The 20,329-nt window shown below is 47.7% G+C and carries 17 protein-coding genes; 5 read left to right on the forward strand and 12 right to left on the reverse strand.

From position 1 onward, the window contains the following. Positions 1–213: 213 nt before the first annotated feature. The gene (gene moaA / locus ACEN86_RS18620; protein WP_495631967.1) at positions 214–1,221 is read left to right on the forward strand and encodes a GTP 3',8-cyclase MoaA; all 1,008 of its coding nucleotides are present in this window, start codon (positions 214–216) and stop codon (positions 1,219–1,221) included. 98 nt (positions 1,222–1,319) lie between these two features. On the opposite strand, the gene mobA is transcribed toward moaA, so the two are convergent. Continuing rightward, positions 1,320–1,964: a molybdenum cofactor guanylyltransferase gene (gene mobA, locus ACEN86_RS18625; protein ID WP_495631968.1), complete on the reverse strand. Its 645-nt coding sequence runs from the start codon at positions 1,962–1,964 to the stop codon at positions 1,320–1,322. A gap of 159 nt (positions 1,965–2,123) precedes the next feature. On the opposite strand from mobA, the gene ACEN86_RS18630 reads away from it, so the two are divergent. The 3 genes from ACEN86_RS18630 (at position 2,124) to ACEN86_RS18640 (ending at position 4,998) form a co-directional block, all read left to right on the forward strand. Next, positions 2,124–3,341, forward strand: a complete 1,218-nt coding sequence (locus ACEN86_RS18630) for an MFS transporter (protein WP_495631969.1) — start codon at positions 2,124–2,126, stop codon at positions 3,339–3,341. Between the two features lie 148 nt (positions 3,342–3,489). Then, positions 3,490–4,491: a LacI family DNA-binding transcriptional regulator gene (locus ACEN86_RS18635; RefSeq protein ID WP_495631970.1), complete on the forward strand. Its 1,002-nt coding sequence runs from the start codon at positions 3,490–3,492 to the stop codon at positions 4,489–4,491. Positions 4,492–4,572: 81 nt separating this feature from the next. Then, on the forward strand, positions 4,573–4,998 hold the full coding sequence (locus ACEN86_RS18640; RefSeq protein ID WP_495631971.1) for an SRPBCC family protein: 426 nt from the start codon (positions 4,573–4,575) through the stop codon (positions 4,996–4,998). A gap of 115 nt (positions 4,999–5,113) precedes the next feature. Here ACEN86_RS18640 and ACEN86_RS18645 read toward each other — a convergent pair whose 3' ends face one another. Both ACEN86_RS18645 and ACEN86_RS18650 read right to left on the reverse strand, forming a co-directional pair. Next, entirely contained in the window at positions 5,114–5,716 is a 603-nt protein-coding gene (locus tag ACEN86_RS18645; protein WP_495631972.1) for a nitroreductase family protein, read from the reverse strand. A 212-nt stretch (positions 5,717–5,928) separates the two neighbouring features. After that, complete coding sequence (locus ACEN86_RS18650) at positions 5,929–7,617, reverse strand: glutamine--tRNA ligase/YqeY domain fusion protein (RefSeq protein WP_495631973.1); 1,689 nt, start codon at positions 7,615–7,617, stop codon at positions 5,929–5,931. 203 nt (positions 7,618–7,820) lie between these two features. Here ACEN86_RS18650 and ACEN86_RS18655 point away from each other — a divergent pair, with 203 nt between their 5' ends. Then, positions 7,821–8,294 (forward strand): low molecular weight protein-tyrosine-phosphatase, encoded by a 474-nt coding sequence (locus ACEN86_RS18655; RefSeq protein WP_495631974.1) that lies wholly within the window; start codon positions 7,821–7,823, stop codon positions 8,292–8,294. A 96-nt stretch (positions 8,295–8,390) separates the two neighbouring features. On the opposite strand, the gene ACEN86_RS18660 is transcribed toward ACEN86_RS18655, so the two are convergent. From ACEN86_RS18660 to ACEN86_RS18700, 9 genes are all read right to left on the reverse strand, one after another. After that, entirely contained in the window at positions 8,391–8,912 is a 522-nt protein-coding gene (locus ACEN86_RS18660; protein ID WP_495631975.1) for a GNAT family N-acetyltransferase, read from the reverse strand. A gap of 201 nt (positions 8,913–9,113) precedes the next feature. After that, positions 9,114–10,142, reverse strand: a complete 1,029-nt coding sequence (locus ACEN86_RS18665; protein WP_495631976.1) for a LacI family DNA-binding transcriptional regulator — start codon at positions 10,140–10,142, stop codon at positions 9,114–9,116. Positions 10,143–10,344: 202 nt separating this feature from the next. Beyond that, positions 10,345–11,178 (reverse strand): carbohydrate ABC transporter permease, encoded by an 834-nt coding sequence (locus ACEN86_RS18670; protein WP_495631977.1) that lies wholly within the window; start codon positions 11,176–11,178, stop codon positions 10,345–10,347. Beyond that, positions 11,178–12,020, reverse strand: coding sequence for a carbohydrate ABC transporter permease (locus tag ACEN86_RS18675; RefSeq protein ID WP_495631978.1), 843 nt, complete (start codon positions 12,018–12,020; stop codon positions 11,178–11,180). The genes ACEN86_RS18670 and ACEN86_RS18675 overlap by 1 nt, the downstream gene beginning before the upstream one ends. Positions 12,021–12,100: 80 nt before the next feature. Then, positions 12,101–13,486, reverse strand: coding sequence for an ABC transporter substrate-binding protein (locus ACEN86_RS18680; RefSeq protein ID WP_495631979.1), 1,386 nt, complete (start codon positions 13,484–13,486; stop codon positions 12,101–12,103). Between the two features lie 295 nt (positions 13,487–13,781). Beyond that, positions 13,782–14,999 carry an MFS transporter gene (locus tag ACEN86_RS18685; protein ID WP_495631980.1) on the reverse strand — a complete coding sequence of 406 codons (1,218 nt, stop codon included), beginning with the start codon at positions 14,997–14,999 and terminating at the stop codon, positions 13,782–13,784. Positions 15,000–15,216: 217 nt separating this feature from the next. Then, positions 15,217–17,289, reverse strand: a complete 2,073-nt coding sequence (locus tag ACEN86_RS18690) for a molybdopterin-containing oxidoreductase family protein (RefSeq protein WP_495631981.1) — start codon at positions 17,287–17,289, stop codon at positions 15,217–15,219. 233 nt (positions 17,290–17,522) lie between these two features. After that, a complete protein-coding gene (locus ACEN86_RS18695; RefSeq protein ID WP_495631982.1) occupies positions 17,523–18,356 on the reverse strand; it encodes a formate/nitrite transporter family protein in 834 nt (277 codons plus the stop codon). Positions 18,357–18,580: 224 nt separating this feature from the next. Then, positions 18,581–19,942, reverse strand: coding sequence for an FAD-dependent oxidoreductase (locus tag ACEN86_RS18700; RefSeq protein ID WP_495631983.1), 1,362 nt, complete (start codon positions 19,940–19,942; stop codon positions 18,581–18,583). Between the last annotated feature and the right edge of the window lie 387 nt (positions 19,943–20,329).

Genomic DNA, 20,329 nt, shown 5'->3' on the forward strand with positions numbered 1-20,329 from the left:
AGCCAATACAGATCTTCCCAAGTGAATAGATTCACACATAAAAATGACATTAGCGTGAACACGCTTTCAGAATGTTTTTTATTCCGTGAGGTGTTCAATCTTTTTTCATCAGAATGCTCTATTACTTGCTTCGTTAATCATTAAAATGAATTATAATATAAGAAGTATTATTAGTTGAACACCAGTACCATATCGAAGAAAGGGTGAATCTGGATGGAAATGCTGCAGGATTCTTTCGGACGGATTCACGATTACCTCCGGATTTCAGTAACGGACCGCTGCAATCTGCGCTGCGTGTACTGTATGCCTGCCGAAGGCATGGTATTTCAGCCGCATGAGGAAATCATGTCCTATGAGGAGATTGCCGAAGTCGTCTCCGCCTTGGCGCCGATCGGATTGCGCAAGATCCGGCTTACCGGGGGAGAGCCGCTTGTGCGCAAGGATTTGGAGCAGCTTGTCCACATGCTGTCCCAAATCGAGGGGATCGAAGATATCTCGCTGACCACGAACGGCATTTTCCTGCCCAAGAAGGCAGGCCTCCTCAAGGAAGCCGGGCTGAACCGGATTAATATCAGCCTCGATTCACTTCACAAGGACAGATATGCCGTCATCACCCGTGGTGGCGACGTCTCCAAGGTGCTTGAGGGGATTGCGGCCGCAGAAGAGGCCGGTCTTGAGCCTATCAAGCTGAACGTGGTGCTGATGAAAGGCTCGAATGACGATGAAATTCAAGACTTCATTGCCATGACGCTGAACCGCCCTATTCATGTGCGGTTTATAGAATATATGCCCATTGGCAGCGCTACAGATTCCTGGCGTAAATCGTACTTGCCTCTTGAAGCAGTTATGGAGGTATGCAAGGAAGCCGGCTGGGAGACTGAAGCCGCAAGCCAGCTGAAGGGAAATGGCCCTTCACAGAACATGAGGGTTAAGGGTGCCGTAGGTACTTTCGGTCTGATCCACCCGGTTAGCGATCACTTCTGTGACAACTGTAACCGGCTAAGGTTAACCGCGGACGGCCATATCAAGTCCTGCCTGTACTGGTCGGAGGAGTTCAACATCCGCAAGGTCACTGGCAAGAATGATCCTGACGCCATCCGCTCCATGTTCATTAACTCGCTGGGGACGAAGCCGAAGAACCATGAGATGGCGCTTGCTCTGGAAAAGAAAGAGCAAAGCAACACCCCAACCTCACGCCGGATGTCCCAGATCGGCGGATAAGCAGTGGTTGTCCCTGACCCGGCAGCGCCGGTCACGGAACAGCCCCATAAGCAAGCCGCCCGCTCAATTTGATGCGGGCGGCTTCTTTTGTGATCCAACTACTCTGATCTGGATTCCTCATAAATCCGGCACGCCTTCTCATAGTCTCCGGGCCGGTTCATGTTGTAGGAAAGCATCTCCTCAGTCAGCCCCGCTTCCCTACACAGCTCTGAGGCCGGAATATAGGCTGCCCGAAGCGATTGTGTCCACGGGATGAGGCGCAGCTGATTCTCCCGGAGAGCTGCATCAAGGCTTGGAAGCACGGAACGCTTATACATCGCAAGCAGCGGCAGCACCCCATCCGAGGTGCGCGGGATCAAGGCTTCGGTTAGTTCACCGCCGCAGGAATCTTGCTCTCGTGCCTGTATGGCCTCCGCCTCTATTCTAAGCCGCCGTAAGGCGGCCGTGTTCAGGAACGGCATGTCACAAGCCGTAATAAGATTCCACGAGCTTCCCGAGGCCGATAGTCCCGCATGAATCCCCGCAAGCGGTCCAGCCTGCCTATAGCAATCAGGCACAATTTCTTTGCCGAGATAACGGTAGGGAGATTCGTCGTTGGATACAATAATCAATCTGTCGGTAATTTGTTCCAGATTCCGAACCAGATTCTCGATCACCGGGTGATCACCAATAGGAAGCAGCGCCTTGTTGCTTCCCATACGGCTTGAACGTCCTCCTGCAATCACAATGCCTGTGACATCCATGAATGATCCCCTTCCCTTCGTGCCATAATTAAGAAAATTCGATAAAACCTGGTTTGTATCCCTTTCCGTCACATGATACATTGATCTTACCCAATTTATTTAGCGACCATGATCTTCTTTACCCGAGTTCAGGCTGCTATCTATGCAAGCCAGAAAGGAATGGCGCGTTTGCGACCTCAACACACGTCACAACCCATACCATCATTACTTCCTCTTAAGCTGCTTAATTTCTTCGTTTATGGGGCTATGGTTATTTTCTCTGCCTTTTTTCAATTATATTTGCAGGAAGCCGGAATGAACAAGCTGGAGATTGGTCTGCTGCTCTCTATGGGCCCGATTATATCCCTTGCCGCCAATCCGTTCTGGAAATACAGCAATGATCGTCAGCAGAATACGAGGTACGTGCTTCTTCTGATGATGTCCGGCCTCTTGCTCGTCGGTTATCTTATATTTCTGGTAGACACCTACCGCATGCTCTACTTGACCATGATCTTGTTCTACTTCCTCCAGACGCCGCTGCTTACGCAAAGCAATACTTTAACCCTGTGTTATACGGAAAGCACCGGACGAAAGTTTGAGTCCTTCCGGCTTTGGGGATCCTTGGGCTGGGCATTTATTGCCGTAATTGCAGGAGCGGTTATGGACTTTTCCGGAGCGCTAGGCATGTTCCTGCTGTTCACTCTAATTCTGGTTCTGGCCGCAAGCTCCGCGCTGATGCTTAAACCGCTCCACCGGGCTCCGGATACGCCATGGCTGAATCTGTGGGAATTCACCCGCTCCCTCAAGAACAAGCACTTCGTATCTTTTGTAATACTGGGTATGCTTGTGGCTGTGCCCAATTCCATGAATGCCATGTTCATGCCTTTATTCATCACGGATCTGGGAGGTTCTAAGCTTTACGTCGGTTTGGCGGTATTCGTGTCTGCGATTCTGGAAGCGGGCATTTTCATACTGCTGCGGAAATATATGCGTAGAAAAATCACCCATCTCATGATCTGCATGTTCGTGGTTAGTCTGCTGCTCGCTCTAAGGTGGATGCTCATGGCCGAGGTGACTACTTCTCTTCAGATTGTACTCATTCAGATCTTGCACGCAGTCACCTTCGGCGGATTCTTCTATGTAGGTACCCAGCTTACTACCCTGTTCCTGCCAAGACCCTACCGATCCTCAGGACAGGCTGTATACACCCTGCTCCTCGGAGGAATATCCGGCATGGTAGCCGGGGTATTCGGGGGATGGCTGTACCAGTATTTTGGAGCGGTGACTATGTACAAAATATGTCTTATGCTAACCTTATGCGGAGCTCTAGGCTTCGCCGCGATGGGATATCGTCTATACCGGCATGGTTACACCCCGGTTATTCATCACAAAGAATAACAGACAATCCATGAGACCGTTACGCCCTGGAGTCAGGTAACGCCGGTCTGAAGCGGATTGTCTGCTGCTTGGGAGTGAACGTTCTTCCCATTTTTAATATAATGTATGAAACGCATTTCAGAGCAAGGAGTTTGTGAGATTTATTATTATGGCTTTATGGGAGGTGAGATCCATAGCCAACATCAAAGAAATCGCCAAGATCGCCGGCGTCTCTGTAGCTACCGTATCTCGTGTTCTCAATAATCACCCCTATGTTAAGGAAGACAAGCGCAGAGCGGTGCTTGAGACGGTTGAACGTCTTCATTATTCCCGTAATATCAATGCTCTGCATCTGCTGAAAGGCAGAACCCAGATTATCGGGGTCATCCTGCCCACGATTAATCATTCCTATTTCGGTGTGATGATGGAAGGGATTGCCGAAGAAGCGCTTAAGTCGGGTTATCAGCTTATGGTCTCTCAGACAAGCTATCAGCCTGAAGAGGAGCAGCGAATGCTGGAAATGATGCGGAACAAACAAATTGACGGGGTCATTATTTGCTCCCGTTCCCTGCCTCTGGAGCATCTTGAGGCTTATATTCCGTATGGGCCTATTGTGCTCTGTGAAGAGATCGGCGAGAGCCCCATATCCTCCGTATTCCTGAATCATTATCAATGCTTCCAGGAAGGAATTCGGTACTTGTGGAGCAAAGGCCACACATCCATCGGCTATTCGATAAGCAGGATGGAGGGACCCAGCAGCAGCAAGCGGTATGAAGCCTACTGTGATATCCATGCTGAACTTGGCATTCCGGTTAATCCGGGCTGGATTTATGACCACTGCCTGGACATTGAAGACGGGGTGCTCCTGGTACGCCGTATGCTGGAACAGTCAGACCGGCCCACAGCGCTTATTGTGACCAGCGGCCAGGTTGCTGCCGGGATTCTGCTTGAAGCCGGACGCCAGGGGCTAAGAGTGCCTGAGGACCTCGCCATAATCAGCTTCGATAATATGCCCATCTCCGAAGTTCTGGGTATTACCACGATGGATAACGGGATTTATACGATGGGAGCAAGCGCCATGACCATCGCTGACGAACTGATTCGCGAAGTGACCAGCGGTCCTTTGACCAAAGAGATTTCTTTCAAGCTGATCGAAAGATCGACTGTATAACCAATGCCTGGATCTCTGCTAAAAGGATAATTAATGAGGAATGACGAAGTTAATATATTTATTTTAAAGGAGGGTGGAGTAATGGCTAAAAACATTTCTAAAGTGATCATTAATGCTTCTTTGAGTAAAGTGTGGGATGCTCTTGTGAGACCAGAGTTGGTTAAACAATGGCAATATGGCAGCAATCTTTTAACAGATTGGAAAGTCGGTAATGAAATTCGCTTTTACAGCGAGTGGGAAGGAAATGTTTATGAACAATGGGGCAAGGTCTTAGATTTCTCACCCTATTCTTTGATTAAATATAGCCTTTTTGCACCACGTCCAGGGTTGGAAGATAAGCCAGAGAATTATTTCGTTATGAGTTACATACTACACGGTGATGGAGACTCAACGGAGCTTATTATTGAACAGGATGACAATAGACCCGAAATAAGCACTCATGAATCTAACAAGGATGACGATAATCCGATTTTACTTGAACTAAAAAAATTGGTAGAAGCCCAGTAACCTCATACAATAGTGGAACCTTAAAAGAAAATACGTTAGTTGCTAAAAGGAGGAAACCCTGATGAACAAGGTTTCCTCCTTTTAGCAAAATTAAAGTTTAAAGAGAGAGAGAACTTTATTTAAATACTTTCACGCGCTCTTCAAGCGGCTGGAACTGCTTCTCGCCAGCTGGTGCTGCAACTTTACCGAAAGGAAGCTGAGCTCTAAGTTTCCAGGATTCCGGAATTCCCCATTCGGCTACGATTGCTTCGTCGATGATCGGGTTGTAGTGCTGCAAGGAAGCGCCTAGACCTTCTTGTTCAAGCGCGGTCCATACTACGAATTGCAGCATACCGGAGGATTGCTCGGACCAGATTGGGAAGTTATCCGCATATGCTGCGAACTGCTGCTGCAGCCCCGCTACTACACTCGTATCCTCGAAGAACAAGACGGTACCATAACCCGCACGGAATGATTCCATTTTCTCCGCAGTAGACTTGAAATTCTCTTCATTATTTACGATTTTCCGAAGGATCTCTTCAGTATGGTTCCACAGCTTATCATGCTGCTCACCAAGCAGGACAACTACACGTGCACTTTGGGAGTTGAAGGCAGAAGGAGTATGTTTCACAGCTTCGTTCACGATTTCTTGAATTCTTTCGTCAGAAATAGGAGATTCTTTGCTAAGGGCATAGATACTACGTCTGTTTTTCACCGCATCGAAGAATGTATTTGACATGTTAAATACCTACCTTCTTTTAGTTAGTTATTTACTTTTAAAGTGTAACACACGTTTTAACTCGAAAACAACCTTTTTCCTAGTTTCCCCAAATGAATTTACGCGTATCCCACTTAAAATTACCCGATCCTCCTCATTGTATGCAGTAAAAAGAGCGTACTTTCGTATGTCATATACGAAACGTACGCCCTTTAAAGTATAAATCCAGCAGATTATTGTGATTTTGGCAGCTGGAACGAGCTCTTCAGCGATACAATCAGGTTGAACACTGGCTCTCCCGGCTTGGAATGCTTACTGTCCACATTGAAGTAACCATGACGGAAAAATTGATACTTGTCCTGCGGCTTCGCTTCCTTCAGCTCGGGCTCCACATACCCCTGAACGATAGTCAAGGAATTCGGATTGATCTGATCCAGGAAGGTCTTCTCTTCTGCTCCTTCGGAGTCCGCTTCATCTTCACCGGTCTCTTCCAGAATCAGAGGCTCATAGAGACGAAACTCGGCTGGAATCGCTGATTCGGCATCCACCCAATGGATCGTTCCCTTAACCTTGCGTCCGGTAAACCCGGTACCGCTCTTCGTCTCTGGATCATAAGTACAATGAATCTCCACTACATTACCGGCTTCATCCTTGATGACCTCATTACACTTGATGAAGTAAGCGTGCTTCAAGCGGACTTCGTTGCCAGGGAAGAGACGGAAGTATTTGCTCGGCGGATTCTCCATGAAGTCATCTTGTTCAATATACAGCTCCCGGGAAAATGGAATTTGACGATTGCCCATTTCCGGATTCTCCGTGTTGTTCTCGGCTTCAAGCAATTCTGTTTGGTCTTCCGGATAATTCGTGATTACTACTTTTAGCGGGTGAAGTACCGCCATGGAACGCGGCGCCTTGAGCTTAAGATCCTCCCGAATAAAATGATCCAGCATCGCGGTCTCTACTTGCCCTTGAGCCTTCGAGATACCGGCTTCATAGACGAAGCTCTTGATCGCATCCGGGGTATACCCGCGGCGGCGCAGACCGGAGATGGTTGGCAGACGGGGGTCATCCCAGCCATCGACAATGCCTTCATCTACGAGCATCTTAAGCTTGCGCTTACTTGTAACGGCCGAGGCCAGATTCAGACGGCCAAATTCGTATTGATGCGGTGCATGAGGCATCTCGGTCTCTGCAACCACCCAGTCGTAGAAAGGCCGTTGATCTTCGAACTCGATTGTACACAGGGAATGGGTAATCCCCTCAATAGCATCTTCCAGCGGATGCGCGTAGGCATACATGGGATAGATACACCAGGTCTCTCCTGTATTGTGATGGGTAGCGTGCGAGATCCGGTAAATGACAGGATCGCGAAGGTTAATATTCGGTGATGCCATGTCGATCTTTGCACGCAGGACCTTCTCCCCGTTCTTGAACTCACCGGCACGCATGCGGGTGAACAAGTCGAGATTCTCTTCGATCGAACGGTTGCGGTAAGGGCTGTCTTCGCCTGGCTCTGTAAGCGTGCCGCGCTTCTCACGAATCTCGTCTGCGCTAAGGTCGTCCACATAGGCCTTCCCCTTCTTAATCAGCAGCACAGCACGGTTATACATTTCCTCGAAGTAATCGGAAGCGAAGCGAAGCTCTTCCCAATCGAATCCGAGCCATTTCACATCTTCCTTGATCGAATTAACATACTCAACATCTTCCTTGGCTGGATTGGTATCATCGAACCGCAGATTCGTTCTGCCCCCGAATTCGTCCGCCAGGGTGAAATTGATCCAAATGGCTTTGGCATGTCCGATATGTAAGTAGCCGTTGGGCTCCGGCGGGAAGCGGGTGACAATCTCCTTCACCTTGCCGTTCTTCAGATCTTCCGTAATAATATTTTTTATAAAATTCGGAGGTGTGCTTGCATGGGTCACAGTATCTCCACCTTTCCATTTGGTTTCCCTTTAGTTTATTTCATTTAAATATACCGATAACTGCACAATAGTTCAATGACTCCACCTTACATGTGCACCTCGCTGCATGAATCCTTTGATATTCTCAGCCAACTTCGTTATAGTGTCAATAAAAAGACGATACTTGCGTCAAAAATGAACTTCAGGAAAAGGAGCTGCATCACATGGTAAAAGTACTATTCGTCTGCTTGGGCAACATCTGCAGATCACCCATGGCGGAAGCCATGTTCAGACATCTGGTCAAGCAGGAAGGCTTAGAGGAGCAATTCCAGATCGATAGTGCAGGGACAGGGGACTGGCATATTGGCAACCCTCCGCATCAAGGTACTCTGGACATTTTGAAGAAATATCAGGTTAGCTCCGAGGGGCTTTTTGCAAGACAGATTACCGGTCAGGATATGGAACAGTTCGATTACATCATTGCTATGGATGAAAGCAACATTCAGAATATGTACAAGCTCTCCGGTAAGCAGGGAGATCCTAAGACTTTTCGGCTGCTGGACTTTACGAAGGAGCTTCCGGTCAAGGATGTGCCTGACCCTTACTTCACGGGAGACTTCCAGGAGACCTACGATCTGCTCACCCAGGGTCTTCAGGCTTTACTGTCCCATATCAAGCAGGAGAAGGGCATCTCATAATTTCGCCTGGTACAACAGGACTCCGCTTGCGCCTCAAGGACAGACCCCGGTGAAATGAGTCTCGCCAACGTGCAGCATGGAGGATAACCCTCTATCTCAGAATTCCGGCCCTTCGTTCGCCTTCAGCTGTGGAACCGGGTACCACAGCAGAATGTCATCGACATACCTGCCATTCAGATAGAACTCCTCCACGAGCCTGCCCTGCTCCATAAAACCGCAGCTGCGATAGAATTCAAGCGCTCTTCCGTTCGTCGCCAGCACCCGAAGACAGAGCTTGCGCTTTCCTTGCAGGGCAGCATACTGCTTCATTCCCTCCATCAGTGTACGTCCGATTCCATTCCGCTGATAGGAAGGATGCACCGCAATATTAATTTCGTACACATGGCAGTTGCTCTGAAGCGGCGTGGGGCACAAGAAGCCCAAATATCCGCATACGATCTCCCCGATAACCGCAACCAGCTGGGAACCCGGGGGGTTCTGCTGCAGGAAGCTCTCCCGGGTGACTGGCTGCAGAACGGCAGGTGTCGTCTCTGAATTCCATACAAGCTTATCAATTTCAATCAGCTCCGCCGCATCCCTAAGCTCGGATACACGGATCGTCGCATGGTCTAACTTCATCCTCTGTTACCTCCATACCAGCTACATTTCTCCCCCGATCTCGGCCGCACTAGCGGATTCGAGAAAACAATCGGAAGAGGGGCAGCAGCCGAAAATCTAAGCATTCCTCGCCGAAAGTCTAAGTATTCCTCATAGCTACGATATACTCAATAAGACAGCCACTCGGAAATACGTCATCTAAAGACAAAAAGAACCCAGCTCTTATGTTAAAAGCCGGGTTGATTCCCTGACAATGAGCTCCGCCGGGAAAATTTTATGAGCATGCGTAACCTTTTTATTAATCATATCGAACAATATGCGAATCGTCTCTTCTGCAATTTCTTCGACCGGCTGCCTGATCGTTGTAATGGACGGATTATAATAGAATGAGATATCCACCCCGTCAAATCCGGCCACAGAGTAATCCTCCGGCACCCTTTTGCCGCCTTCGACCAAAGCTTTGCATGCCCCAATGGCCATACTGTCAGATACGGCGTAGATAGCCGTGAACTCTGCTTTGGATGCCAGCAGCTCCTTCGTTACTACATAGCCATTCTCCATGGAATAGCTCTCGATATCTTCCTTCATACACAGCACCAGTTGATCGTTCAGCTCAACTCCATGATCCTCCAGCGCCTTCTTGTAGCCCTCATATCTCAGCTTCCCGATACTTACATCATCCATCGGAGCTGTGATGATTGCAATCTGCTTATGACCCAGACTGCACAGATAATCCACCATCTTGTAGCTTTCCTTGAAGTCATCCACCGCGACATAAGAATATTCATCCGGATCGAATTCCTCAGTCATCCCTATGGTGCTGAGCACAAATGGCACGGTCAACTGATCCAGCTTTTCTCTGGGATGCAGGAAGTTACCGCCGAGGAATACAATTCCCTTAAGACGCTTCTCCTTAACCAGTTCAATCGCAACTTCGATCTCGTCCTGATTCTCATCTACCCGCTGGATAATGAACGAATATTTCTTGGTCTGAATTTCCTTCTCAAATACCTGTATCATCCGGTTGAAAAATGCGTTGGTGATCCCTTTAATAAGCACGGCAATCGTCTTGGAAGCGGAGCGCTTCAGATTTCGCGCACTATTATTGGGGACATAATGGTTCTCTTTAATCACCTGCATAATCATGGCTTTTGTCTCTTCGTTGATGTCAGGATGATTATTAATAGCTCTTGAGACTGTCGTTACGCCAACACCGCACATTTTTGCAATATCTATAATCGTAATAGCCATATTTATTCTTTCCTTACGCTGTAGTCTCCATGGTACATGCAGCTACATCTTTTGTTTTTTGTCATCATAAATATAGCAATTAAAGCACCAATTGACAATAAACTGCTAGGGCTTCCAGAATCCCGTTATCTCATCAAAATAAAAAGCAGGGTACTCTTGATTAACTCAGATCAAGAAAGCTACCCTACTAATTTATTGACTTTTAACCTTTAACTGCTCCAGCCACTACACCTTCAATAATATACTTTTGACAGAATAGATAGAATATGACAATTGGCACAATAGCCAACACGAGCATAGCCATCATCGCACCCATATCAATGGAACCATATCCGCCTTTAAGGTATTGAATTGCCAGAGGAATCGTCTGCCACTCTGTACCAATGACTAATTTAGGAAGCAGGTAGTCATTCCAAATCCACATTACGTTAAGGATGGCTACTGTAATCGCAATCGGCTTCAAGATCGGGAATACGACTTTGAAGAACGCCTGAACCGGACCACAACCGTCAATCATAACAGCTTCTTCAACCTCAAGAGGTATGGATTTCACAAATCCACTGAACAGGAAGACGGACAGACCTGCACCAAAGCCCAAGTAGATGAAAATAATTCCGATCGGGTTATCGAGGTGCAGCATGTTAGCTGTCTTCACCATCGTAAACATAACCATTTGGAAAGGAACGATCATCGAGAATACAAAAGCATAGTATATAATACTTGAAAACTTTCCTTTAACACGGGTAATATACCAGGCGGTCATCGCAGTCAATAACACGATAACTGCTACCGAGAATACCGTAATGAACACCGACATCCCAAATGCACTGAAGAAGTCTGTCTTCGCTACCCCACCTGTATAGTTATCCAATCCAACAGATGTTGAGCCCTTCGGTAATTCAAAAGGTGTATCACTGATAAAGAATTTCCCTTTGAAGGAGTTCATCAGAACGATGAATATAGGAGATAAGAATACAACAGACAGAATCAGCATGATAATGAAAATAATATAATCTTTCGCACGTGCCTTTTGCATCAATTCTCAACTTCCTTTCTTCTGGTTATGACGAGTTGCACCAAGGCAATAAGTGCTACCAGGACGAAGAAGACAGTCGCTTTCGCCTGACCTACGCCTTCCCAACCGACTCTACCATAGAAAGTATTATAGATATCCAGAGCCAACATCGTAGTTTGCTTTGCTGGAGCTCCGGCCGTGAGTGCCAAGTTTTGGTCAAACAGCTTAAATGAGTTAGACAAGGACAAGAACAAACAAATTGTAATGGAAGGCATTACCATTGGCAGTGTTACACTGCGCAGAATTCTGAAGCGGTTCGCTCCATCAATTTGAGCCGCTTCCATTAAGTCTTTAGGTACGTTCTGAATACCGGCAATATAGATAATCATCATGTAACCGATCAGCTGCCAGTTCATGAGAATAACCAGTCCCCAGAATCCATAGGTTGCACTAGAAGTCATTGTAAGATCGTAATGAATAAGAACACCGTTAATAATAAGCTGCCAGATATAACCTAGCACGATACCGCCTATCAAGTTAGGCATAAAGAAGACAGTTCTGAAGAAATTCGTGCCTTTTTTTCCGCGAGTCAAAAGAAGACCCAGCAAGAAAGCGAGCACATTGATCGAAATTACAGACACTACTGTGAATTTGACTGTAAACCAAAGAGCATTAAGGAATTCCTTGTTAGAGAATGCTTTGACGTAATTTCGAAGCCCTACCCAAGTAGCATCGTTTACCGTAGTAAACTTTGTAAAGGACAAATAAATACCCAGTATGAATGGAATTACAAAAATAACTAAAAAAGCTAGTATGGTTGGTAATGCAAAAAGAGCAAAATATTTTTTTATCGACTTTTGCATATTCCTACTCCTTATCCAGGATTAATGGTTATGCCACTGTGAACCTTCGGGCGCACAGTGGCATAATTTAGATCTCTAATTTATTTTTCTTTTTCAGACTTCCAAGCGTCTTTAACGATCTTCTCTACATCAGCCCACTGCAGACCACCTTGAACATATTGCAGCAATGCATCACCAAAGGTGTTCTTGAAGTCTTCACTTGGGAATGCAGCGAAGGTCCAAGGTACAGTGTTCAGACCTTTGCTCATCCAGCTGCTAACTTCTTTAGCAAGCGGATCTGCTGGTCTTTCGTCCTCTTTGAATGTGTTGAAAGGAGCGATGAAACCAAGCTCTTTAGTTACATAGTTCTTACCTTTGTCACTAGAGAACAACCATTCCAAGAAAGCGATAGATGCTTTTTGCTTCTCAGGAGATACTTTGCTGTTCACTGCGAAGTAGTTCTCAGTACCGATAGCCAGACCTTGCTTCTCTTCCCCTGGAACGCCAGTGTAGATAGGCATGAACTTAACATCATCAGCTTTAACTACGTTACCGGATACGCCATTGATTTGGGACCAGCCCCAGTTACCGTTTTGAACCATTGCGGATTGACCAAGAGCAAATTCAGCCATAGAGTCAGCTACAGTTTTGCTACCCAGCAATGTTTTCTTAGTTACAGAGTTATTAGTGTACAGGTCGAAAATGTTTTGGAAGTTCTTGCCATACTTGAATGTAATTTCGTTGGATTGAATTCCAGCTTGGATTGGATCCTTAATGGAAGTGTTATCCTTGAATTCATAGTACAAAGGAATGTTAGCCAAGTGAGACTGCCATCTCCATTGCTCACCTGCACCCAGGGAAGTAGAGGAGAATACGCCTTTAATACCAAGCTCATCTTTCTTCGCTTGCATGTCTTCAACAACCGCCTTCAACTTGTCAAAGTTGTTGACTTCTGCTACAGAAGTGTATGGAACCGCTTTATTTGCAAGTGCAAAGTACTTCTTCATGATCGCGTCATTGTAGATGATGCCGTAGCCTTCTACAACGTAAGGGATACCGTACACGCCTTCACCGTCTTTAACAGCCAGGCTGTTGTCTGTCAGGTAGCTGTACAATTTGGTATCTTTCAGATCCAAAGTGTAGTCTTTCCAAGATTGGTAACCCACAGGTCCGTTAATTTGGAAAATTGTAGGGGCATCTGATTTCGCGATTTCCGATTTCAGCGTAGTCTCATAAGTACCGCTCGCTGCAGTTACAACTTTAACTTTAACGCCAGTCTCAGCTTCGTAATCTTTAGCGATCTTGTTGTAAGTTTCAGCAATTTCAGGCTTGAAGTTCAGGAAGTAAATCTCTTCTTTAGCCGTCTTAGTGGAACCTTCGCCTGCATTTTTTGCCGGCTCATTATCTTTGCTGCTGCTGCAACCTACAGCAAGACCTGCGAGCAAAGTCATGGAGAGCATGAGCGTTAGCCATTTCTTCATCTTCATTCTTCTATTTCCCCCTTGTTTATTACATTTTATTTCGCGAATTGAATGCGTTTCCGTGAATATAATCAGAAACTGATGGTAACGCTTCCGATAACCTTATCGGCATCCATTCCGGTAACGTTTTCAATTGCAGTGTTATAGTAACATATTAAAATTTACTTGGCAATAAATTTATTGTAACATTTAGAGCCAGTCGACAAAGTTCCTCAGGTTCGCAGAGGTGCCCTGGCTCACCAACAATTCTACTAATTCCTGGCAACTCCGCATGTGGACTTCTCATTCAGCTGTAATCAGATTATGAAGAGATCTCCTTGCCGTATGGACTGCGGTTCAACCATGCGTGAATTTGGAAAGAACCCACAGACAATGCGGCGATAATCACGGACAGCCAGGCTACCGGGCCAAGCCCGCCCGAATCATAGAGCACCCCCATGGCATATGGGCCGACCACTCTTCCCGCTACTCCCATTCCGCCTACCAGTCCCAGATAGAACGGCGCGTTCTTACCGGAATGATCGGAGATGAAGGCAGGAATTGCCGGAGAGATCAGCATCTCGCCGAAAGTAGTGAGCACCATGGCCATAACGAGAACCGGATAGGACTGTACACTGAGAATACAGATGTAGCCCAGCATGTAGAATACTGCACTTCCAATCATTTGTGCCTGGGACGTCCCGGCTACTGTCTTCTTCAGCCAACTGATGAAGGGTTGTCCCGCAAAGATCAGTACTCCGTTCAGAGTCCACAAAATACTGTAATTCCACTCCGGAAGCCCCGCTGAAATTGTGAAGGGAGCTACCCCGTTGTTCCAGATGCTGTTCCCCAGCCATAGGAAAAGAGAGCCTGTACCCATGAAGAAATACACTGGGTACCTTCTAATCAAGTCCCCGACTCCCTGGTTCGAGCGGGAATGTCTGCGCCGCTCAAGATGAAGTCCGCCCGCGCCCTTCTCCACTTTGTTGAGATAGAGATAAAAGAAACCCGCAAATACAAGTGATGTCAGTCCATTCATTACAAAGCTCAAGTTATATGAAATCTGGGCAAGTACACCACTGAGTGAAGTCCCCAAAGCCACTCCAAGATTATTGGCCACATATATGACATTGAACAATTCTCCGCGCCGGTCTGCAAACCGGAAACCCACAAAGGCCTGAATGGCAGGCAGCGACAAAGCATTGCAAAATCCGACCATCAGCATCAGGAGCATAAATACCGTAAAATGCGCACTTGTAAGCGGAAGAAGTCCCAGAGCCAGCGCATTAAGGATAAGGGAGCCTACAATCAGCCGCTTAACCCCCACCCGGTAATAGAGGGCTCCGCCAAGTACCTGTCCAGCAATCCCGCCTATTGACTGAACTAGTATCACAAGCCCTGCATCGGTCATACTATGCCCCAGCTCTTTGAAAATATACATGGTAATCAGCGGCCACATTAATGCACTGCCTGCAGCATTAATCAAGCTGGCCAAGAGAAACACCTTCACTTCTCCCGGATATGTCTGCAACCATCTCATCTCTGACACTCCTATCTGTCTTCTTGATGAGCCAAGTCTGCAATCAAGCAAAAAGAAGCCCGCACAAGGGCTCCTTCCAAGGATGTTTATGTTATCCAGTCGCCTATTTCTAATCGTCAGTCTTCTGCTCAGATTATCAGTATCCTTCATAACCAGCGACCCTGCAAGCACACAGGCTGACGCTTTACATCAGTAACATGCAGGGTCAAATCACTCTTTAGCATTTCTTCACATCGACTACGGTGGAGAAGAAGGTAGCTCCTCCTCCCATATCCGAAAGCCGGCTTGGAGTGAGCGCGTTGGCACGCTGTCTTCCCCCATCCGCTTCCCACCATAGACCCTGGCTGACCACTATACCGGGAAGCATCTTGTCTGTGACCATTGCTTGGACTACAAAGCTGCCGCGGTCATTCCATACCGTGACCTTATCGCCATCATCAATCGCTCTATGCTGCGCGTCGACAGGATGAATTTGAAGGGTAGGGCCTTTCTCCAGTGACATCAGCTTCGGTACATTCGCGAAGGTTGAATTCAGGAAGCTGTGATTCGGCGGAGATATGAACATCAGCGGATAGGCCGCTTCCTGTTCAGGGCGGCGCTGTCCGTCATAGCCCTCATGCAGCGGGACATAAGTCGGGAGCGGTGGCAGACCGGCTTCGGCCAGCTGCGCAGAGAACAGCTCAATCTTGCCGGATGGAGTGGTCAGCCGTTCCAGATAGTGTGCCCGTTCTTCTATATTGAGCTGCACGAACCTGTGGTCCTTCAAGGCTTCGTACGTAACCCCTTTAAGATACGGATTATCCTCATACTGCAGGGCTGCCTGAATCATCTCGTCTTCTGTCTCCTGGAAAGCCTCTTCTTCAAAGCCCATGGCCTCCGCCAGCAGCTTGAAGGTCTCGACATTGCTTTTGCTCTCCCCGGCCGCAGGAATTACCGGCTCCTGAAGCTGTACATAAGTATGCCAGTATGAAGTATACAGATCCGTGTTCTCGAAGGTTGAAGTAGCCGGAAGCACTATATCTGCATATTTGGCCGTATCCGTAATGAACAGGTCATGAACAACGGTGAACAGATCTTCACGCCGAAGTCCCTGCACTACTTTATCTGTCTCCGGAGCCACAACAGCCGGGTTCGCACAGTAGACGAACATGGCATGAATCGGAGGGTCGAGCTCCAGCAGAACATCACCGAGCTGATTCATACTGACGATTCTCGCGTCCGGATTCGGCCGCAAATCAGGCCGTTCAAGAGCATTACTGTCCACAGTTCCATACGGCCCGTTGGATTTGAAGGCGCCACCTCCCTTAACCAGCCACTGACCGGTCAGCGCAGGCAGGCAGGTAATGGTTCTTACAGTCATACCGCCATTGTCATGATGCTGAAGTCCGTTGCCAATATGGATATAAGCCGGGGAAGTCTCCCCGTACAGCAGGGCAAGCTCCACAATATCTTCGGCTGGCACACCTGTAATGGAGGCCACAAGCTCAGGCGTATACTCCCGAACATGCTCGCGCAGCTCCTCATGGCCTACGGTATACTTGGCCATGAATGCCTCATTCACCAGCCCCCGATCGAACAGCACATGCATCATGCCCAGAGCAAGGGCTGCGTCTGTTCCCGGATACAACGGAATGAACCAATCGGCCCGCTCTCCGGTCCGGTTGCGGTGCACATCGATCACAACCAACTTCGCCCCGCGCTTGCGGGCTTTCTCGATGATCGGAATCATATGCATATTCGTGCTTACAATATTGCCGCCCCATACAATGAACAGCTCGGCTTCCGCAGCATCCTCGGGAATCGTTCCTCCGCCGAACCCCATGGTGTATTTGAATCCCGCGTTGCCTGCGGCATTACAAATCCCCTGCTGGAGCTTGGTGGATCCGATCCGGTTGAAGAACCTGCGGTCCATCCCGTCAACACTGAGAATACCCATATTGCCATAGAAGCTGTAGGGCAGGATGCTCTCGGGCCCATGTTCCCTGATCAGCTCTTTGTACCTGGAGGCTATCTCCGTTACAGCTTCCTCCCAGGAGATCCGCTTGAATTTGCCTTCCCCCTTCGCCCCTACCCGCTTGAGCGGATAGAGCACGCGCTCCGGGTGATATATCCGTTCCGTCATATTCCGTACTTTATTACATATGGCTCCCCTGGTAATCGGATGCTCAGGATTCCCGGTCACCTTGACAATTCTTCCTTGTTCTTTATGCAGTAATAACCCGCAGGTATCCGGGCAATCCAGCGGACACACTGCGGGGAATATTCCATTCTCTTGTTCAATCAAGCTCATCTCTCCCTTTAACCTGCTCAGGATCTATCATAAAGGGAGATCTATCCGACTGCAAAAAAAATTATTCTAATATCTGTTTCAATTTAAGGGAGAGGAGGTAATTATACGTTAAAGTGCATTTGTTCCTTGAACAGATTAGGTCTCTTCAAGGAACACTCCCTGAATTCAGCATAAAGCAAGGTTACTCCCCCTAACCCTGCTTTATGCTGAATTTTTTATATGGTCCAGGAAATTTACACGGCACTCTTACGAAGAGGCTCTGTGCCTTTTAGTTCCTGCAGGGCCGCTGTCTTCCCCTCGTTGCTGCGAAGATAAGCAATGTAATAGGCTGCTGCGACGAAGACGGATCCGCCTACCAGGTTACCAAGCCATACCGGAACGAAGTTCCCGAAGTATTGGGCCCACGTATAATGACCGGCGAAGATCGCTGCGGGGATCAGGAACATGTTGGCTACAACGTGCTGGAATCCGATGGCTACGAAAGACATCGTAGGGAACCAGATGGCGAGGATCTTGCCGCTCATGTTGTCTGCACCGTACGACAGCCAGACCGCTAGCGCTACCAGCCAGTTACATCCGATCCCGGATACAAAAGCCTCCACAAAAGTCGCATCCAGCTTGTGACCGGCCATCTCCACTGTCTTGGCCAGATAAGGCCCGGTCTCGGTCAGCCCAACAACATGGCCGAAGAAATAAGCCACGAATAAAGCCCCCGCAAAGTTGCTTATTGTAATAAGGATGAGGTTAACGGCACCCTCACGAAGAGTTATCTTACGGGCCATCCCGGCAAGGGGAACCGCCATCATATTCCCGGTCAGCAGCTCACCTCCGGCAAGCAGTACAAGTACCAGACCAACGGGGAACACAGATGCGCCGATGAAGGTAGCGAAGCTGCCCCATTCCTTGGGCGCACTCGCAATAACACGAATATCAAGCAGAAATCCCAGGGCAATGAATGCTCCCGCCAAAAATCCAAGAATCAACATCGTTACCAGCTTGTTATGGGCTTTGTGTGTACCGTTCTGAACCGTTATCTCTGCAATCTGGTTCGGTTTATAATAAGCCATAGCCAAGGCCTCCCTCAGTAGATTTATCTCTCACTCCAATCCTATTGTAGAGCGTGCCCCCAGCGTAATAAGTAATAAAAATCACACTTAGTGAATAATTTCACATATCATCAACACTCCCTTTTTTCCTACAAAAAAGCTGCCTTCCCTTGAGAAGACAGCTTGATAATTACCAATTTACAGCTTGCTTATACACCTATTTATCTGTGATTATGTTGACAAGATTAGGCGTGAGCCGGCTCCTTCGAAGGTACAGGAGGAAGCGCCTGAAGCCCTGCAGTGTTCAAGAAGTTCCATGGCTTGTTATAATGCGGCTGGAAGAAGAAGTCGATAAAGGCCAGCTGTTCCATCTTCATTTGGTTCTGGATGCAGACCGAGATCGTATTGATCGATTGGGTAAGGTCCGCCTTCGACATGAGCTGTGCCCCGAGAATGCGCCGGGTTCCTTTTTCAAATACCACTTTCAGCTTGACCGGTTCGTGTGTAGGCATGAACTCAGGTCGGTAGTTCTCATTGATGATGACCGCTTCGGCATCGATACCGGCTTCCCTGGCCGCCACTTCAGTCAATCCAGTTCCTGCGATATTGTCTTCATAAATCTTGATTCCCGATGTTCCTTGAGTTCCCATATAAGACACGGTTGGCTCCACCAGGTTGCGGGCTACCAGCGTTCCCATCCGGACCGCATTGGTTGCAAGCGGAATGTAAGCATACTTCTTCGTAGGGTTATAGAAGACCGCGCAGCTGTCGCCAGCGGCATATACATTCTTTTTGCTGGTCTGCATGAACTCATCCACGATGATCGCACCGTTATCCAGCATATCCACTTGACCCTTCAGGAGACCTGTATTCGGACGGAAGCCGATACACATGATAACCAGATCCGCGTCATACTCTCCTTTGGAGGTTACAACTTTCGTGACATTGCCGTTCTCGCCTACGAACCGGGTCACTTTCTCACCGAGTGCAAGCTTGATGTCATGGGCCTCCAGATTCTTCTCAATGGCATCTGTAAATTCCGGATCCAGATATTTGCTGAGAATGCGTTCTTCGGCATCAATCAAGGTAACTTTCTTGCCATTCAGCTGAAAAGCTTCTACCAGCTCCACGCCGATATATCCGGCGCCTACCACCACGATATTACGCGATTTCTCAGCTTTCTCGATAATGGTGTTGGAATGATTCCAGTTCTTCGAGAGAACGATATTGTTAAGCTCACTGCCTTCGAATTTGGGTACAATCGGCCAAGAGCCTGTGGTTACGATGAGCTTATCATAGCTATCCTCGAGCTCTTCCCCGGTCCGCAGGTCACGTGCAGTCAGTACGCCGCGGTCCGTATCCACACTCACGACTTCATGAAGCATTCTTGTCTTCACACCCAGTTCGGCAAGCTGCTCAGGCGAGGAGTAGAACAGGCCTTGAGGGTCTTTGACCATACCGCCTACATAAAGGGCAATCCCGCAAGACAAAAAGGAAATATTGTCGTTACGTTCGTACACGGTGATCTCGGCCTCCGGATACAACTTGGCGGTGTTAACAATGGCTGCGGTTCCTGCGTGGGTACATCCGATAACTGCTACTTTCATGATTTCTTCCTCCTCCATATTTATAAGCAAAATGTATTTAATCCGTTTTGATGTTCATCTGATTGTGAAAAAGTTCACTTTCAAAGCTGTAACCTTGTGAATTAATTCACCTTATGTTGCTATTATAGTGTGATTTTTTTCACATTGCAATAGGGAAAGCTGTTATTCACATAACGTTCACAATCAGCGGCGTTTTTACCCTTATTTTTAGTTGCATAATTCCAGGTATAATATGGAGGTTCCTGTTCGGCTTATTAGCCTAAGCCGTTGTAATTCTAGTCTCTCCGCAGAGCCTGCGGCCTATCCTCTTCCTGATTTCTTTTAAAAGGGGGATTATACGGGTAATGGAATGAATACAGGGAAAGATAACTATAGGTTCATGAGACG

Source organism: Paenibacillus sp. Paensp111 (genome assembly GCF_059492195.1).

Bases quoted from the DNA above. Each gene is read 5' to 3' on its own strand.
- moaA (WP_495631967.1), top strand. From the start codon at position 214: ATGGAAATGCTGCAGGATTCTTTCGGACGGATTCACGATTACCTCCGG.
- mobA (WP_495631968.1), bottom strand. From the start codon at position 1,964: ATGGATGTCACAGGCATTGTGATTGCAGGAGGACGTTCAAGCCGTATG.
- ACEN86_RS18630 (WP_495631969.1), top strand. From the start codon at position 2,124: ATGGCGCGTTTGCGACCTCAACACACGTCACAACCCATACCATCATTA.
- ACEN86_RS18635 (WP_495631970.1), top strand. From the start codon at position 3,490: ATGGCTTTATGGGAGGTGAGATCCATAGCCAACATCAAAGAAATCGCC.
- ACEN86_RS18640 (WP_495631971.1), top strand. From the start codon at position 4,573: ATGGCTAAAAACATTTCTAAAGTGATCATTAATGCTTCTTTGAGTAAA.
- ACEN86_RS18645 (WP_495631972.1), bottom strand. From the start codon at position 5,716: ATGTCAAATACATTCTTCGATGCGGTGAAAAACAGACGTAGTATCTAT.
- ACEN86_RS18655 (WP_495631974.1), top strand. From the start codon at position 7,821: ATGGTAAAAGTACTATTCGTCTGCTTGGGCAACATCTGCAGATCACCC.
- ACEN86_RS18660 (WP_495631975.1), bottom strand. From the start codon at position 8,912: ATGAAGTTAGACCATGCGACGATCCGTGTATCCGAGCTTAGGGATGCG.
- ACEN86_RS18665 (WP_495631976.1), bottom strand. From the start codon at position 10,142: ATGGCTATTACGATTATAGATATTGCAAAAATGTGCGGTGTTGGCGTA.
- ACEN86_RS18670 (WP_495631977.1), bottom strand. From the start codon at position 11,178: ATGCAAAAGGCACGTGCGAAAGATTATATTATTTTCATTATCATGCTG.
- ACEN86_RS18675 (WP_495631978.1), bottom strand. From the start codon at position 12,020: ATGCAAAAGTCGATAAAAAAATATTTTGCTCTTTTTGCATTACCAACC.
- ACEN86_RS18680 (WP_495631979.1), bottom strand. From the start codon at position 13,486: ATGAAGATGAAGAAATGGCTAACGCTCATGCTCTCCATGACTTTGCTC.
- ACEN86_RS18685 (WP_495631980.1), bottom strand. From the start codon at position 14,999: ATGAGATGGTTGCAGACATATCCGGGAGAAGTGAAGGTGTTTCTCTTG.
- ACEN86_RS18690 (WP_495631981.1), bottom strand. From the start codon at position 17,289: ATGAGCTTGATTGAACAAGAGAATGGAATATTCCCCGCAGTGTGTCCG.
- ACEN86_RS18695 (WP_495631982.1), bottom strand. From the start codon at position 18,356: ATGGCTTATTATAAACCGAACCAGATTGCAGAGATAACGGTTCAGAAC.
- ACEN86_RS18700 (WP_495631983.1), bottom strand. From the start codon at position 19,942: ATGAAAGTAGCAGTTATCGGATGTACCCACGCAGGAACCGCAGCCATT.